At 43.6% G+C, this 17,155-nt stretch carries 10 protein-coding genes and 1 pseudogene; 9 read left to right on the top strand and 2 right to left on the bottom strand.

Annotated features, from left to right (window positions below; all coding sequences use genetic code 11):
* Positions 1-317: 317 nt before the first annotated feature.
* The 9 genes from gltB (at position 318) to ACDG22_RS10235 (ending at position 15,327) form a co-directional block, all read left to right on the top strand.
* Positions 318-4,859 (top strand): glutamate synthase large subunit, encoded by a 4,542-nt coding sequence (gltB, locus tag ACDG22_RS10275; RefSeq protein ID WP_370858878.1) that lies wholly within the window; start codon positions 318-320, stop codon positions 4,857-4,859.
* A 24-nt stretch (positions 4,860-4,883) separates the two neighbouring features.
* On the top strand, positions 4,884-6,236 hold the full coding sequence (locus ACDG22_RS10270; RefSeq protein WP_007570015.1) for a glutamate synthase subunit beta: 1,353 nt from the start codon (positions 4,884-4,886) through the stop codon (positions 6,234-6,236).
* Positions 6,237-6,260: 24 nt separating this feature from the next.
* Positions 6,261-7,955, top strand: a complete 1,695-nt coding sequence (gene asnB, locus ACDG22_RS10265) for an asparagine synthase B (RefSeq protein WP_178270144.1) — start codon at positions 6,261-6,263, stop codon at positions 7,953-7,955.
* A gap of 45 nt (positions 7,956-8,000) precedes the next feature.
* Entirely contained in the window at positions 8,001-8,801 is an 801-nt protein-coding gene (gene dapF / locus ACDG22_RS10260) for a diaminopimelate epimerase (RefSeq protein WP_178270145.1), read from the top strand.
* 9 nt (positions 8,802-8,810) lie between these two features.
* Positions 8,811-10,040: an LL-diaminopimelate aminotransferase gene (locus ACDG22_RS10255; protein WP_007570019.1), complete on the top strand. Its 1,230-nt coding sequence runs from the start codon at positions 8,811-8,813 to the stop codon at positions 10,038-10,040.
* A gap of 574 nt (positions 10,041-10,614) precedes the next feature.
* Complete coding sequence (locus ACDG22_RS10250; protein WP_022126149.1) at positions 10,615-11,334, top strand: hypothetical protein; 720 nt, start codon at positions 10,615-10,617, stop codon at positions 11,332-11,334.
* Between the two features lie 89 nt (positions 11,335-11,423).
* Complete coding sequence (locus tag ACDG22_RS10245) at positions 11,424-11,780, top strand: P-II family nitrogen regulator (protein ID WP_007570022.1); 357 nt, start codon at positions 11,424-11,426, stop codon at positions 11,778-11,780.
* 43 nt (positions 11,781-11,823) lie between these two features.
* The gene (locus ACDG22_RS10240; RefSeq protein ID WP_178270146.1) at positions 11,824-13,086 is read left to right on the top strand and encodes an ammonium transporter; all 1,263 of its coding nucleotides are present in this window, start codon (positions 11,824-11,826) and stop codon (positions 13,084-13,086) included.
* Positions 13,087-13,137: 51 nt separating this feature from the next.
* Complete coding sequence (locus tag ACDG22_RS10235; protein ID WP_178270147.1) at positions 13,138-15,327, top strand: glutamine synthetase III family protein; 2,190 nt, start codon at positions 13,138-13,140, stop codon at positions 15,325-15,327.
* Positions 15,328-15,665: 338 nt separating this feature from the next.
* Here ACDG22_RS10235 and ACDG22_RS10230 read toward each other — a convergent pair whose 3' ends face one another.
* Together ACDG22_RS10230 and ACDG22_RS10225 are read right to left on the bottom strand one after the other, a co-directional pair.
* Positions 15,666-15,962, bottom strand: coding sequence for a hypothetical protein (locus ACDG22_RS10230; protein ID WP_270212440.1), 297 nt, complete (start codon positions 15,960-15,962; stop codon positions 15,666-15,668).
* Positions 15,963-15,965: 3 nt separating this feature from the next.
* Positions 15,966-17,114: pseudogene (locus ACDG22_RS10225) on the bottom strand (sulfatase-like hydrolase/transferase).
* Positions 17,115-17,155 lie beyond the last annotated feature (41 nt).

Here is a 17,155-nt window from a genome sequence, read left to right as displayed (position 1 = left end):
ATGTTCTGTAAACACGCAGGTGAATATTTCAAAAGTAGAAAAGTATATCATTGTATAACTTAAAACTTACTTTATAAGGGATGTTGTAAAAAATACTTTCCTGTAAGCAAAATAATCAAATTAAAACATTTTACGACAATAAAGTAATATATTGTTATTTTTAATAGCAATAATTAATGCATATATAAGAAACTGTAATAGAAAAATATATTTTATCAAAACTCTCTTTCATCTTTATTTGTTTTTTGAAAGCATATATATATTTTTGCAAACACAAGGAAACAACAAACGGATATAAAAACAAAATAAGAAAGCAAATGAAAGAAAAAGGTTACATTTTATCAAATAGCAGCGTAAATATATCGCAACATCAATGCGGACTATATAGTCCGGCCAATGAACATGATGCTTGTGGTGTAGGTATGATAGTCAACCTACATGGTACAAAATCGCACGATTTGATAGACTCTGCCCTAAGAGTATTGGAAAACATGAAGCATCGCGGTGCTGAAGGAGCAGATAATAAAACGGGGGATGGAGCTGGAATTATGGTCCAGATACCTCATGAATTCATTCTGCTACAAGGAATCCCTGTGCCCGAAAAAGGGAAATATGGAACCGGACTAGTCTTTATGCCCAAAGATAAAGAGGCTCAACAAGCTATCATGAGCATAATGATTGAAGAAATAGAACGCGAAAGTATGACGCTCATGCACGTACGAAGTGTTCCTGTCAATTCAAATGTGCTCGGAAAAGATGCTCTTGCAACAGAGCCTGATGTAAAACAAATATTTATTACGGCAGAGGCAGACGAACAATTTCTTGAAAAGAAACTATATATAATAAGGAAAAAGATAGAGAACAGAATCGAACACAAAGACTTCTATATAGTATCACTCTCCAGCCGGAACATGGTATACAAAGGTATGCTTACTTCCACTCAGTTGCGAGAGTATTATGCCGATCTGACACAACCCTATTTTACCAGTGCCCTAGCCTTGGTACATTCACGTTTCAGTACCAATACTTTCCCTACATGGAGCTTGGCACAACCATTCCGTATGATGGCACACAATGGTGAGATAAATACGATCCGGGGAAACCGTGCATGGATGGAAGCCAGAGAAAGCGTATTGTCATCGGAAGCACTAGGAGATATTTCACAAATACGCCCCATCATACAACCAGGCATGAGCGACAGTGCTTCGATGGATAACGTACTGGAATTTTTTGTCATGTCAGGATTAAGTTTACCTCATGCACTTGCCATGATGGTTCCAGAATCGACGAATGACAAAAACCCTATCAGCCCTGCATTAAAGGCTTTTTACGAGTATCATTCCATCTTAATGGAACCATGGGACGGACCAGCCGCCTTGCTTTTCAGCGACGGCCGCTATGCCGGAGGTATGCTCGACCGTAACGGACTCCGTCCGGCACGCTGGCTGGTTACCAAGAGTGGCACAATGGTTGTGGCAAGCGAAACAGGAACAATCAGTTTCAATCCCGACGAGATTGAAGCAAAAGGAAGGTTGCAGCCCGGTAAGATTCTACTTGTCGACACACAAGAGGGAAAAATATATTATGACAATGAAGTAAAAGAAAACCTGGCTTCTGCCCTACCTTACTCTGAATGGCTTTCTGCCAACCGTATCGAGCTCGATACATTGCGGAGCGGTCGTAAAGTAGAAAATGCAGTAAAAGATGCCGGACGCCGGTTGCGTATTTTCGGACTCACACGTGAAGATGTAGAAAGAGCGCTGACTCCAATGTGTAAAACAGGGGCTGAACCAACAGCATCAATGGGAAATGACACCCCGCTTGCCGTCTTATCAGAAAAGCCCCAGCTGCTTTTCAACTATTTCAGACAGCAGTTTGCCCAAGTTACCAATCCAGCGATTGATCCAATTCGTGAAGAACTGGTAATGTCACTGACTGAATACATTGGTGCGGTAGGAAAGAACATTCTTACCCCAGATGCCCTGCATTGTAAGATGGTACGTCTGCCTCATCCGATACTGACAAATACACAACTTGATATATTGTGCAACATCAGATACAAGGGCTTCAGTACTGTAAAGCTAAAAATGGTCTTTGACGCCCAAACTGGAGAAGACGGATTGCGTGCCGCTATTGACAACCTATGTAAGAAAGCAGAAGAAGCAGTCGATGGAGGAGCTAATTACATTGTACTTTCAGACCGGGATATAGACGAGAGCCACGCACCAGTTCCTTCCTTACTTGCTGTAAGTGCCGTACATCATCATCTGATATCAGTACAAAAACGTGTACAGACTGCTCTGATAGTTGAAAGTGGTGAAGCACGCGAGGTAATGCACGCTGCCTTATTATTAGGCTACGGCGCAAGTGCAATCTGTCCGTATATGGCATTTGTAGTAATAGACGGATTAGTAAAGAGAGGCGACGTACAACTGGATTACAATACAGCCGAAAAAAACTATATAAAGGCCTTGTGTAAAGGACTATATAAGGTAATGAGCAAGATGGGTATCAGCACCATCCGATCATATCGTGGCGCAAAACTTTTTGAAGCTGTAGGATTGAATTCGGAAATGATGAAAAGATACTTCGGTACTTGTATTTCTACTATCGGCGGAGCCGGTCTGAAAGACATTGCAAACGATTATCTGAAATTCCACACCGCTGGAGTTTCCATCACCGATGATGAAGCAGAAGCAATGCTCGATAATATCGGACAATTCTCTTTCCGCAAGGATGGTGAAATACATGCATGGAACCCTGATACCATTAGTTTGCTACAACTGGCCACTCGTACTGGAAGCTACAAGAAGTTTAAGGAGTTCACACAAAAAGCAAACGAGAAGTCAGCTCCTGTATTCCTTCGTGACTTTTTCAGTTTCCGGAGTAATCCGATAGACATAAACTCTGTCGAACCGATAGAAAACATTGTCAGACATTTCGTAACCGGTGCAATGTCATTCGGCGCCATCAGTAAAGAAGCTCATGAAGCCATGGCGCTTGCCATGAACAAACTGGGCGCACGAAGCAATACCGGAGAAGGTGGAGAAGACAGTGCACGATTCAGCGCCGTATATCATTCCGACAGTGACAATGAAGACATCAGTTTATGCAGTAAGACCAAGCAGATCGCTTCAGGACGCTTCGGAGTCACAACTGAATATCTGGTCAATGCAGAAGAAATCCAAATCAAAGTAGCCCAGGGAGCAAAACCGGGAGAAGGCGGTCAGTTACCAGGATTCAAGGTCAATGAAGTGATAGCACGTACACGTCACTCCATCCCTGGCATTTCCCTCATTTCTCCTCCACCTCATCACGACATTTACAGTATCGAAGATTTGGCACAACTTATTTTCGATCTGAAAAATGTAAATCCACGTGCAACTATCAGTGTGAAACTGGTAGCAGAAAGCGGTGTAGGAACAATTACAGCCGGAGTAGCGAAAGCCAAAGCTGATTTAATTGTTATTTCTGGAGCAGAAGGAGGAACAGGCGCATCACCAGCTTCTTCGATGAGATATGCGGGTATTCCACCTGAAATAGGATTGAGTGAAACACAGCAAACACTCGTACTTAACGGACTGCGCGGACAAGTTCGCCTGCAAACAGACGGACAATTAAAAACGGGTCGTGACATCATCAGCATGGCATTGCTGGGAGCCGATGAATACGCTTTTGGTACAGCTGCTCTGATTGTGTTGGGATGTGTAATGATGCGTAAATGCCACACCAACTTATGTCCGGTAGGAGTCGCTACCCAAGACGAAAAATTGCGTGAACATTTCCGCGGACACTATCGCTACCTGATCAACTACTTCGAATTCCTTGCTCAGGAAGTACGAGAGTATCTGGCTGATATGGGCTTCACACATCTGGAAGACATTATTGGCAGAACAGACCTTATCGAGATTATTCCGCATGATAATGCTGGAAAAATAGGAGGATTAGACTTCAGCCGTATTCTCCATCAGGTAGATAACGGAACAGATATCCACCATACGGCCGACCATCCTACCGATCTTTCTGAGGTAAAAGACCGATCAATCATTGCTGCGGCACACGAAGCGCTGGAAAAAGGGAAACAGGTAGAGTTGGAATATACCATTTCGAATACAGACCGTTCAGTAGGAACTATGCTTGCTGGAGAAGTTGCCACCAGATATGGACACAAAGGACTACCCGATGGAACTATTAATGTCAAATTCAAAGGCTCCGCAGGTCAAAGTTTCGGCGCATTCCTTACACGGGGTATCAGTTTCCGTCTGGAAGGTGAAGCAAACGATTATGTCGGTAAAGGTTTAAGCGGCGGACGTATAGCTGTACTTCCTCCAATGGGATCTTGCTTTGATGCTTCAAAAAATACAATTGCCGGCAACACCCTAATGTATGGGGCTACAACCGGAGAAGTATATATAAACGGATGTGTAGGTGAGCGCTTTGCTGTCAGAAACTCAGGAGCCATTGCTGTAGTAGAGGGCGTAGGCGACCACTGCTGCGAGTATATGACAGGCGGACGAGTTGTTGTCTTAGGACATACCGGACGAAATTTCGCTGCCGGAATGAGTGGCGGTATCGCATATGTATGGGATCCGGAACGCACATTCGATTATTTCTGCAATATGGAGATGGTGGAACTCAGCCTGTTGGAAGACTCTGCTGCACGTAAAGAACTTCGCGAACTGATAGAATCTCACTGGAAATATACAGGTTCCAAGTTAGCACGTACACTGCTCGATAGCTGGCAGCAACATGTAGACGAGTTTATTCAAGTCACTCCTATCGAATACAAGCGCGTGCTGGCAGAAGAACAAATGAAAAAGCTTCAGCAGAAAATAGCAGAAGTACAAAGAGATTACTAAAGAACAACTAATAAAACTATTGACATGGGAAATCCTAAAGCATTTCTAAATATACCTCGCCAGGAGGCAGGCTATCGCCCCATCCACGAACGCATCTCTGACTTTGGAGAAGTAGAACAAACACTGAACTCAAGCGAACGCAAGTTGCAGGCATCACGCTGCATGGACTGCGGTGTACCTTTCTGTCACTGGGCATGCCCGCTGGGCAACCGTCCTCCCGAATTTCAGGACGCATTAAGTAATGGTAAATGGCGTGAAGCTTATGAAATATTAACCCGTACAAACGATTTTCCGGAGTTTACCGGAAGGGTTTGCCCCGCACTATGCGAGAAGTCATGTGTGCTCAAGCTGAGTATTGACTCACCGGTTACTATCCGAGAAGACGAAGCTGCTATCATCGAAGCAGCATTCAGAGAAGGATATATTACAGCAAAACAATACAAAAGAAACGGATTAAAAGTTGCTGTCATCGGCTCCGGACCTGCCGGACTGGCTGCTGCCAATCAATTAAACCGTCGGGGATATCAGGTTACTGTATTCGAAAAAGACGAATATATAGGAGGTTTATTACGTTTCGGTATACCGAACTTTAAACTGCATAAACCAGTAATCGACCGCCGACTGAAGATTATGGAAGACGAAGGTATTTGCTTCAAGACAAACTCAACAATCGACTTGGAACATTTACCCGAAGGATTTGATGCATACGCTATCTGTACAGGAACACCAGAGGCACGCAACTTGAACATCCCCGGACGTGAACTTCGCGGCATTCATTTTGCCATGGAAATACTGGCACAGCAAAACAGAGTTCTAGCCGGACAGACATTCAGCGACGAAGAACGTATCACGGCAAAGAACAAGAAAGTTCTCGTAATCGGAGGAGGTGATACAGGAAGCGATTGTATCGGAACAGCCAATCGTCAGGGAGCTATCAGTGTATGCCAGATAGAAATCATGCCTAAACCTCCTGTTGGTCATAATCCCGCAACCCCCTGGCCACAATGGCCCGTAGTTCTGAAGACCAGTTCAAGTCATGAGGAAGGATGTACACGCCGTTGGAGTCTTACTTCAAACCGTTTTCTAGGAACTGAAGACGGGCGTGTATGCGGCGTAGAAGTTGAAGAGGTGGAATGGATTCCCGCAGCAGACGGCGGACGCCCTCAAATGCGTCCTACTGGCAAAAAAGAAATCATAGAAGCAGATTTAGTATTGCTTGCCATGGGATTCCTCAAACCACAATTACCCGAGCTTCCTCAAAACGCGGTAGTAGCCGGAGATGCTGCTACAGGTCCGAGCCTGGTAGTAAAATGTATAGCAGCAGGACGCCGGGCAGCCGCTGAAATTGATGCTATGCTGCAAAAGGGCAGCCATTAAAGAACATTTAAAAACAGAAACATTATGTGTGGAATAGCCTGCATTTTCAATATCAAACAACAAACGCCAGAACTCAGGCAGAAAGCCTTGTCGATGGCGAAAAAGATACGCCACCGCGGTCCGGACTGGAGTGGCATTTACTGCGGTGGAAGCGCCATACTGGCACACGAACGTCTTTCCATCGTCGATCCGCAATCAGGAGGGCAACCCCTCTACTCAAGCGACGGAAAAAAAGTACTTGCCGTAAACGGCGAAATCTATAATCACCGCGACATACGTGCGCAGTATGCCGGCAAATATAATTTTCAGACAGGCAGTGACTGCGAAGTGATTCTGGCACTTTATCAGGAAAAAGGCATACATTTTCTGGAAGACTTGAGCGGCATTTTTGCATTTGCCCTCTATGACGAAGAGCGTGATGAATTTCTGATTGCCCGTGACCCGATAGGCGTTATACCTTTATATATAGGACATGATGCAGACGGAACCGTATACTGTGCCAGTGAACTGAAAGCTCTGGAAGGATTCTGCGAGGAGTATGAACCGTTCCTTCCCGGACACTATTACTGGAGCAGAGAAGGTAAAATGGAGCGATGGTACAAACGTGACTGGATGGAATATCAGGCCGTAAAAGACCGTTATACTTCATTACCCGAATCAGAAGCATATACCACTCAGGTAAACGAGGTGCGTACAGCTCTCGAAGCAGCCGTACGCCGTCAGCTGATGAGCGATGTTCCTTATGGAGTGCTTTTGTCAGGAGGGTTGGACTCTTCGGTTATTTCCGCCATAGCAAAGATTTACGCCGACAAACGTATCGAAACTGATGGGAAAGCTCCTGCCTGGTGGCCTCAGCTGCACTCCTTTGCCGTAGGTCTGAAAGATGCTCCCGATCTGGAAAAAGCCCGGCTGGTAGCCGAACATATCGGTACTGTACATCATGAGATCAATTATACGATTCAGGAGGGTCTGGATGCCATACGCGACGTTATTTATTACATCGAAACATACGACGTGACAAGCGTCCGTGCCTCTACTCCGATGTATCTGCTGGCTCGAGTCATCAAGTCGATGGGTATCAAAATGGTACTAAGTGGTGAAGGAGCTGATGAAGTATTCGGAGGTTACCTTTACTTCCATAAAGCCCCTACAGCGGAAGCCTTCCACGAAGAAACTGTCCGCAAGCTCTCCAAACTCCACTTGTACGACTGCCTGCGTGCCAACAAATCACTTTCTGCATGGGGTGTAGAAGGTCGTGTGCCGTTCCTCGACAAAGAGTTTCTGGATGTAGCCATGCGCCTGAACCCGGCTGTAAAAATGTGCCCGGGACATACCATCGAAAAACGTATCGTACGTGATGCCTTTGCTTCTCTTCTGCCAGAGAGTGTAGCATGGCGACAGAAAGAGCAGTTCTCCGACGGAGTGGGATATTCGTGGATTGACACCCTGAAAGCAATTACAGCAGCCGCTGTCAGCGACGAGGAAATGCAACATGCAGCAGAACGTTTCCCGATCAACCCGCCACAGAACAAGGAAGAATATTACTACCGTTGTATTTTCGAAGAACACTTCCCCAGTGCGTCGGCAGCCAAAAGCGTACCGAGTGTACCAAGTGTCGCATGTTCTACAGCCGAAGCACTGGCATGGGACGCAAGTTTCAAAAACCTGAACGATCCGAGTGGCCGCGCAGTAGCCGGAGTACACGAAGCTGCTTACTAAAAAAGCAATAATACTGCATTGCCATTCAACCAACAATAAACTGATATGGAAATTGAATTTACAAAAATGCATGGCGCAGGAAATGACTATATTTATGTCAACACCCTGCGCTATCCGATAGATAATCCGGAAGAACTGTCAGTCGAATGGAGCCGCTACCATACAGGTATTGGTTCCGACGGACTGGTTCTTATCTGCCCTTCAGACCAGGCCGACTTTAAAATGCGTATATTCAATGCCGACGGCTCCGAAGCTCGCATGTGCGGAAACGCCAGCCGTTGCATCGGCAAATATTTATACGAAGAAGGTCTTACCAACAAGACAGACATCCAGCTCGAAACATTGTCGGGCATCAAGATTTTACACCTGCACCTCAACGATAAAAACACAGTAGAAAGCGTAACGGTCGATATGGGTATTCCGACAGATATTCACGAAGTAGCTTTGGGTGAAGGTTATATCGCCTCCAAAGGCATCGCCGTATCAATGGGTAACCCCCATCTGGTAATCTTTGTTGACGAGATTAACAAAATAAAGCTGGAAGAAGTAGGTCCTGCCCTAGAGCATCATCCTTTGTTCCCCGACCGGGTAAATGTAGAATTTGTTCAGGTTCTTACCGACAGCAAAGTCCGGATGAGAGTATGGGAACGAGGCTCTGGAATCACTCAGGCATGCGGCACAGGAGCATGCGCCACAGCTGTAGCCTCAGTTTTTACAGACCGATGTGGCAGAAAAAGTTCCATCGTAATGGATGGAGGAACACTTGAAATAGAATGGGCAGGCGATAATCATATTTATATGACAGGACCTGCTACTAAAGTATTTGATGGTAAAATAGAAATATAATTATACATTATGGCATTAGTAAACGAACATTTTCTGAAGCTGCCGGGAAGCTACTTATTCTCGGACATTGCTAAAAAAGTCAATGCATTTAAAGTTACTCATCCTGGAAAAAATTTAATTCGCTTGGGAATAGGTGACGTCACGCGCCCACTTCCTCCCGTCTGCATAGAAGCCATGCACCGTGCCGTAGATGAAATGGCAAACGCCAAGACTTTCCGCGGATACGGACCGGAACAAGGATACGACTTTCTGATAGAAGCAATTATCAAACATGATTTTGCCTCACGTGGCATCAGCCTCAGCCCATCGGAAATATTCATCAGCGATGGAGCCAAAAGTGATACCGGCAACATTGGTGAACTGCTTCGCTGGGACAACAGCATGGGAATTACTGATCCGGTATATCCTGTTTATGTAGACAGTAACATCATGTGCGGACGTTCAGGAACACTGGATGAAAACGGAAAATGGAGTAATGTAACTTACCTTCCATGCACAGAAGAAAACAATTTCATACCCGAGCTGCCTAAGCACAGAGTCGACCTGATATATCTGTGCTATCCTAACAATCCGACAGGCACTACTCTAACCCACGAACAGTTAAAGAAATGGGTAGATTATGCACTCTCGAATGATACACTGATTATCTTCGATGCAGCATACGAAGCCTTCATTCAGGAGCCTAACGTGCCCCACTCCATCTACGAAATACGAGGAGCCAAAAAGGTGGCAATCGAAATCCGCAGTTTCTCGAAAACAGCTGGATTCACCGGTGTACGTTGCGGGTATACTGTCATCCCCAAAGAGGTAACAGCAGCCAGCCTGGACGGACAGCGTATTCCGCTTAATCCGCTATGGAACCGCCGTCAATGTACAAAATTCAATGGAACAAGCTACATTACCCAGCGCGGCGCAGAAGCAATCTATACCCCCGACGGGCAGAAACAGATAAAAGAAACTATAAACTATTACATGGAGAATGCCCGTATCATGCGCGAAGGTCTGAAAAAAGCAGGATTCAGTGTTTACGGAGGTATAAATGCTCCATATATCTGGCTGAAAGTTCCGGAAGGTATGACTTCATGGAAATTCTTCGACCAGTTACTATACGAGGTAAACATCGTAAGTACTCCGGGAGTTGGTTTCGGTCCCAGCGGTGAAGGCTATTTACGCCTCACAGCCTTCGGACAACGTGAAGAATGTCAGGAAGCCATGCAGCGCTTACAGAACTGGATATAAAATATAATAAAATAAAAAGGGAGGCCGTCGATTACTTCTTGTTTATCAAGTGGTAACGACGGCCTTTTTTATGGCTATAAACCTGCTTATAAATAGTATACTCACCTCTCTCCGAAAATATGCTGATGTTTTAAAAAAATATGCTGATATTTTACTAGAAACTTCTCGATGTTTCTAAAATTTTTGTACAAAAATTATATGCCCTCTGCTGACGTTATTTGTAAACAATAAGTTATCTATACCTGGAAAAAAGCAATGTTAAGTTATCTCTTCATCCAAATCGAATACAAAAAGATTCATAAAGAACGATATTTGTATCAATTTATCATATATAAAACAATTTAAGTTTCAATTTAAAATACAATACAAGATTTTAGTTTCAAAATAAAACATATATGATTTTATAAGAAACAATTTGCTCCTTCAATGTTCCACACAAAAGCAAAAAGATATAATTTTGCAATACAGAAAAACAAAAAGAAACAAATACAAAATATTATATATAATTTAAACACAAAATAAACAAAACACAATACAAATAGATACAAATACACTAATTTAAAAAGCAAAAGCAATGAAAACAACGATTCAACACAAACTAGCAGCAGCAATAATAGCAATGCTACCTGCAGCCTTATCGGCACAAGAACATATCGAAGCTGATATCGGAGCCGACATCGTCAGTGGATATATTTGGCGAGGACAGGACTTGGGAAATATCAGTATTCAGCCCTCCGCTTCCATCAGCTACAAAGGAATATGGTTATCAGGATGGGGAACGGTAGGATTTGATAAAGATGATACCAAAGAGTTCGATTTGACAGTAGGATATAGCATTAAAGGCTTTAGCGCTTCAATCACAGATTATTGGTTTGACGGAGGAGCCGGTTATTTCCACTATGGCGCAAGAAATACATCGCATGTGTTCGAAGCACAAATAGGATATGATTTCGACTTCATAGCAGTCAACTGGTACACCAACTTTGCCGGAAATGACGGACTTAACAAGAAAGGAGAACGAGCTTATTCATCTTATTTTTCCCTAGCCGCTCCTTTCAAGCTGGGAGGTTTGGACTGGTGCGCTGAAGTGGGAGCTACTCCATGGGCTACAAGCTTCTACAACAAATCCGGAAGCGATGACTTTGGAGCTAATGGCTTTGAAATAGCAAATATAAGTCTGGCAGCAACAAAAACACTAGATATAACAGAATCGTATTCATTACCGGTATCGGCTAAAGCCATATGGAATCCGGCAACAGAAGGAGCTTACTTTGTATTTGGCATTAATTTCTAAGAGAGAGAGAAAATTTAGGTATAGTTTTGATATTAAGGTTAAAAAGACAGGATAACGTTTATACATTACAAAATACAAATACAACGCTTATGAAAAAAATTGAGGCAATTATTCGCAGAACACGGTTTGAAGATGTCAAAGAAGCTTTATTGGCAGCTGATATCGAATGGTTCTCTTACTACGATGTAAGAGGAGTAGGTAAGACACGCGAAGGTCGCATTTACCGAGGAATCGTATACGACACCAGTTCGATAGAAAGAATACTTATATCAATTGTCGTACGCGATAAGAATGTAGAAAAGACAGTACAAGCTGTCATGCAAGCTGCCCGCACGGGAGAAATCGGAGACGGACGTATTTTTATCATCCCTGTAGAAGATTCTATCCGGATCCGAACCGGAGAGCGTGGTGACATAGCATTATACAATGCAGAACAGGAGAAATAAACAAACGAAACGATACAAAATACAAAACTAAACAAGAATAATTATGGATACAAACATTATACTCGACACAGGAAACACAGCATGGATGATTGTTGCCACCTTACTCGTACTGCTAATGACAATTCCCGGTATTGCTTTATTTTACGGAGGATTGGTTCGACAGAAAAATGTACTAAGCATTATTATGCAATGTATGCTTATCGTATGTGCCGTCACTATCATATGGATCGCCTTTGGTTACAGTTTTGTTTTTGGAACAGATCTGATGGAAAGCGGCAGTCGCTGGGGATTCCTGATAGGAGGATTCGACAAAGTTCTGCTAAATGGCATTACAACAGGTAGTCTTTCCGCCGGTAACATTCCGGAACTGATATTTGTCCTGTTCCAGTGCATGTTCGCAATTATCACCCCTGCCCTTATTTTAGGAGCTTTTGCCGAGCGCATTAAATTTTCGGGCTTCCTGCTGTTCACCGTATTATGGAGCATACTGGTATATATACCTATGGCACATTGGGTATGGGGAGGAGGATTTCTCCAGCAGATGGGTGCAATAGATTTTGCAGGAGGAACGGTAGTACACATCAACGCAGGTATTTCAGCTCTTGTCATGGCCATTATGGCAGGAAAAAGAAGTGACTACAAGATTGGGCACCCTATGACTCCACACAACATCACATTTGTATTCCTAGGAACAGCTTTTCTATGGCTGGGATGGTTCGGATTCAATGCTGGAAGTGGACTGAATGCCGACGGTATAGCAGCTAACGCATTCCTTGTTACCCATCTGGCCACTTGCGTAGCAGCACTTACATGGATGGCAGTCGACTGGATACACAATAAAAAGCCGACAACCGTAGGGGCATGTACCGGTGCTGTATCAGGTCTGGTAGCAATCACTCCGGCAGCCGGAACTGTAGATATCGTCGGAGCTTTCTTTATCGGCTTAATTACCCCGCTTATCTGTTTCTACATGGTAGCAGTCATCAAACCCAGATTCAAATATGATGACACACTGGATGCTTTCGGAGTACATGGCATCGGAGGTATAGTAGGATCCATTCTTACCGGTGTATTTGCCACTCAGTTCATCTCCGGAGAAGGTGGAGTAAAAGGAGCCTTGTACGGTGACTGGCATCAGTTGTGGATACAAATCATAGCAACAGTCATATCAATCGTATTCAGTGCTGTAATGACCTATATATTATTTAAAATAACTGACCGTCTGGTTGGTATCCGTGCAGATAAAAGAGTAGAAGAAGAAGGACTCGATATCTACGAACATGGAGAATCAGCTTACAGTCATTAAAAATGAATAAATCAAACATCTTATTAATAAATTAATTAAAATCAAGGTATTATGTCAAAGTTAAGATTTAGAGTTGTAGAAAAAGCTTTCCAGACAAAACCTTTAGAAGTAACGGCTCCGTCAGAACGACCAAGCGAATACTTCGCAAAGTATGTTTTCAACCGCGAAAAGATGTTCAAGTATCTGCCTACTCCTGTTTACAGCAAGCTGGTAGATGCCATGGATAACGGTGTTGCACTCGACCGCGACATCGCCGACAAAGTAGCAGAAGGTATGAAAAGATGGGCTATGGAACTGGGAGCTACACACTATACTCACTGGTTTCAGCCATTGACAGAAGGTACTGCCGAAAAGCACGATGCTTTCATGGAACACGACGGCAAAGGCGGCATGATGGAAGAATTTTCAGGAAAATTACTTGTTCAGCAAGAGCCGGACGCCTCTTCATTCCCTAACGGAGGTATCCGAAATACATTCGAAGCACGTGGTTACAGTGCATGGGATCCGTCTTCACCTGTTTTTGTTGTGGATGATACATTGTGTATTCCTACTGTATTCATTGCATACACCGGAGAATCACTCGACTATAAAACTCCGTTGCTGAAAGCACTGAGAGCAGTCAACAAGACTGCCGTAGATGTCTGCCATTATTTCAACCCGGATGTCAAGAAAGTAGTTGCTTACCTGGGATGGGAACAAGAATACTTCCTGGTAGACGAAGGTCTGTATGCAGCACGTCCAGACTTGCTTCTGACAGGTCGTACTCTGATGGGACATGAGGCATCTAAAAACCAGCAGCTGGAAGACCATTATTTCGGCGCTATCCCTACCCGTGTGGCTGCTTTCATGAAAGATCTGGAAATTCAGGCTTTGGAATTGGGTATTCCGGTCAAGACACGTCACAATGAGGTAGCACCTAACCAGTTTGAACTTGCTCCGATATTCGAAGAATGTAACCTGGCAGTAGACCATAACATGCTTATCATGTCGCTTATGAGAAAAGTGGCACGTACACACGGATTCCGTGTTTTATTGCACGAAAAACCATTCAAGGGAGTAAACGGTTCGGGTAAACACAACAACTGGTCACTGGGAACTGATACCGGCATCCTGCTGATGGCTCCGGGAAAAACAGCTGAAGAAAACCTGCGCTTTATCACATTCGTAGTCAACACCCTGATGGCTGTATACCGCCACAACGGTCTGCTGAAAGCATCTATCATGAGTGCAACCAACGCTCACCGTCTGGGAGCCAACGAAGCACCCCCCGCAATTATTTCTTCATTCCTCGGAAGACAGTTGAGTAAGGTTCTGGATCACATGGAAGACAGTTCTACCGACGAACTGATTTCACTGGGCGGAAAACATGGCATGAAACTCGACATTCCACAGATTCCGGAATTGCTGATTGACAATACAGACCGTAACCGTACCTCTCCTTTCGCCTTCACCGGAAACAGATTCGAGTTCCGTGCTGTAGGTTCGGAAGCTAACTGTGCCAGTGCAATGATTGCTTTGAACACAGCAGTAGCCGAACAGCTCATCGAATTCAAGAAAGACGTAGATGAACTCATGGAAAAAGGAGAACCGAAAGTATCTGCAATCATTCAGGTTATCCGCAAATATATCAAGCTGTGTAAACCTATCCGCTTCGACGGTAACGGATACAGCGACGAGTGGAAAGAAGAAGCAGCCCGCCGCGGACTGGATTGTGAAACCAGCTGTCCGATCATCTTCGACCGTTACCTTGCTCCGGAAAGCATCAAAATGTTTGAAGAAACAGGAGTTATGACTCAGAAAGAGCTTGAAGCTCGTAATGAGGTAAAATGGGAAACTTACACGAAGAAAATCCAGATAGAAGCACGTGTATTGGGCGATCTGGTCATGAACCACATCGTACCTATCGCTACTGAATATCAGACCAAACTGCTGGATAACGTTTATAAAATGAAAGGACTGTTCCCTGCCGAAGAAGCTGAACATCTATCATCGGAAAATCTGGCAATTATCCGTAAGATTTCCGAACATACCATTTACATTAAAGAGCATGTAGATGCAATGGTAGAAGCTCGCAAAGTAGCAAACAAAATTGCCGATGAGCGCGAAAAAGCAATCGCTTACCACGACAATATTTCACCAATGCTGGAACAGATTCGTTACCACATCGATAAACTGGAATTAATTGTCGATGACCAGATGTGGACACTACCTAAATATAGAGAGCTGTTATTCATAAGATAAAATAACCAAAAACGAACTCTAATTTTTTTATTGGATGTTTGATGGAAGTCGGGCTGTTGGGAAAACAGTTCGGCTTTATCATTTTTCAGCCTCTTAAAAAACATATTTCCTGAGATACGAGAAACTATCATATTTCTCACCAAACACAGCTCCAAGCATAGCTGAGTAAATTCCATTCAGACAGATTGAAGAGCCGATACTGAACTTAACAGTCCTAAAACTCTTACAAGTTAAATCCTTTATATGAAAAAATCTCTCTATTTCAGTCTTGTATCCTAATATGACAAACACCTGCAATAGAGAGATCTTTCCAAACGATATTAAGCCAATATACACAGTTATTGCTCATCCGGGAACGGAATCACTTCTCCCGTTGCCTTTAACGACGGTCTTTGTGCATCTCTTTCCCTCAAATAATCAGACAGTTCAGCAGTCAGTTCCTTTACCTTATCTGGCATCGTCTGTGCCAGATCATTCTGCTCGCTTATATCCTTCTTCACATTATACAACCGAATTTGGCGTGTTTCCCATGTATAAATGAGGTGATAGTCTCCTTTCAAAATAGCAGAATAAGCACCGTATCCTTCTTCTTTATTCTGAGATTCGCCCCATAAGTTAGGGAAATGCCATATCAATACTCAGTCTTTTGTTTTTTCCGGAGATTTAAGCACATCTGCAAAACTCACACCGTCTATAACCTGATGAGTGGTATATTTCTTTACTCCTGCCATATCGAGTATTGTAGGATAAAAGTCTTCGATAATAACTCGCTGGCCGCATTCAGTATTTGGCTTGGTAACTCCCGGCCAGTACACCATCATAGGTTCACGAACTCCTCCCATAAATGCAGATCCTTTTCCACCGCGTGCAGGGTAATTCTGGTCTCTGTTTGCTACTCCCTGACGGACATTATTCAATCCCTGCCCTCCATTGTCGGACATAAACAGTAAAATCGTATTCTGAGCAACTTCCGGATTCTTCTGCAAATAATCCAGAATATCTCCCAGACTCTTATCCATACCCTCTACCAATGCCGCATATTTGGCTTCATTTTCATTCAATCCAGTCTTGAGCTGTTCATCGTAACGTCCGCGATATTTCTGACTGAAACGTTTATCATCATCATATGGAGTATGAACTGCACAGTGCGACATATACAGATAAAAAGGTTTATCCATTTTCACAGACTTTTCCATTTCTGTTATAGCTTCTCTTGTCAGTGCCTCGGTAATGAATATATCTTGTCCGTAATACTTTTCCAGTCCTTGCACTGCAAAGCGGGATCCCTCACCAAAATTTTTTGTCCCCAGATAACTTCCCGGAGCACCGTTTGCTCCTCCTGCTATATTTACATCAAAACCCATATTTATAGGGTCTGCTCCCGGTGTAGTTCTTGCACCAAAATGAGCTTTTCCACAATGGATAGTTCTGTATCCGTTTTCCTTGAGCACTTGAGGAAGTGAAGTAATAGCCGTAGAATTATTTATTTCCTTTTCCTCTGATGCAGGCTGAATACCATTATAATTCTATTCAGGAAGATCAATTACATCACTCTTTGCATCGGTCTTCTGATCGAGTTCCAATGTCCAGTTTGTTACTCTATGCCGTGACGCATTCATTCCCGACATCAGACTACATCGCGTAGGTGAAGAAATCGCACATGCATATGCATCCGTAAAACGGACACCCATTTGTGCCATTCGTTCCATATTGGGTGTAATAAATCGTTTATTCAGTGACGTGAGTTCGTTATTATAAAAAGGAACAGAAGTGTCCTGCCACCCCATATCATCAACCAGAAACATAATTAATGTTAGGATGCTGAGAT

It is taken from the genome of Phocaeicola coprocola (assembly GCF_041333015.1).
Classification (GTDB): Bacteria; Bacteroidota; Bacteroidia; order Bacteroidales; family Bacteroidaceae; genus Phocaeicola; species Phocaeicola coprocola.
The sequence above is the reverse complement of the archived record's forward strand: the minus strand, read 5'-3'. Positions and strand labels throughout refer to the sequence as shown.

Coding starts and splice junctions, on each gene's coding strand:
- gltB (WP_370858878.1), top strand. CDS start 318: ATGAAAGAAAAAGGTTACATTTTATCAAATAGCAGCGTAAATATATCG.
- ACDG22_RS10270 (WP_007570015.1), top strand. CDS start 4,884: ATGGGAAATCCTAAAGCATTTCTAAATATACCTCGCCAGGAGGCAGGC.
- asnB (WP_178270144.1), top strand. CDS start 6,261: ATGTGTGGAATAGCCTGCATTTTCAATATCAAACAACAAACGCCAGAA.
- dapF (WP_178270145.1), top strand. CDS start 8,001: ATGGAAATTGAATTTACAAAAATGCATGGCGCAGGAAATGACTATATT.
- ACDG22_RS10255 (WP_007570019.1), top strand. CDS start 8,811: ATGGCATTAGTAAACGAACATTTTCTGAAGCTGCCGGGAAGCTACTTA.
- ACDG22_RS10250 (WP_022126149.1), top strand. CDS start 10,615: ATGAAAACAACGATTCAACACAAACTAGCAGCAGCAATAATAGCAATG.
- ACDG22_RS10245 (WP_007570022.1), top strand. CDS start 11,424: ATGAAAAAAATTGAGGCAATTATTCGCAGAACACGGTTTGAAGATGTC.
- ACDG22_RS10240 (WP_178270146.1), top strand. CDS start 11,824: ATGGATACAAACATTATACTCGACACAGGAAACACAGCATGGATGATT.
- ACDG22_RS10235 (WP_178270147.1), top strand. CDS start 13,138: ATGTCAAAGTTAAGATTTAGAGTTGTAGAAAAAGCTTTCCAGACAAAA.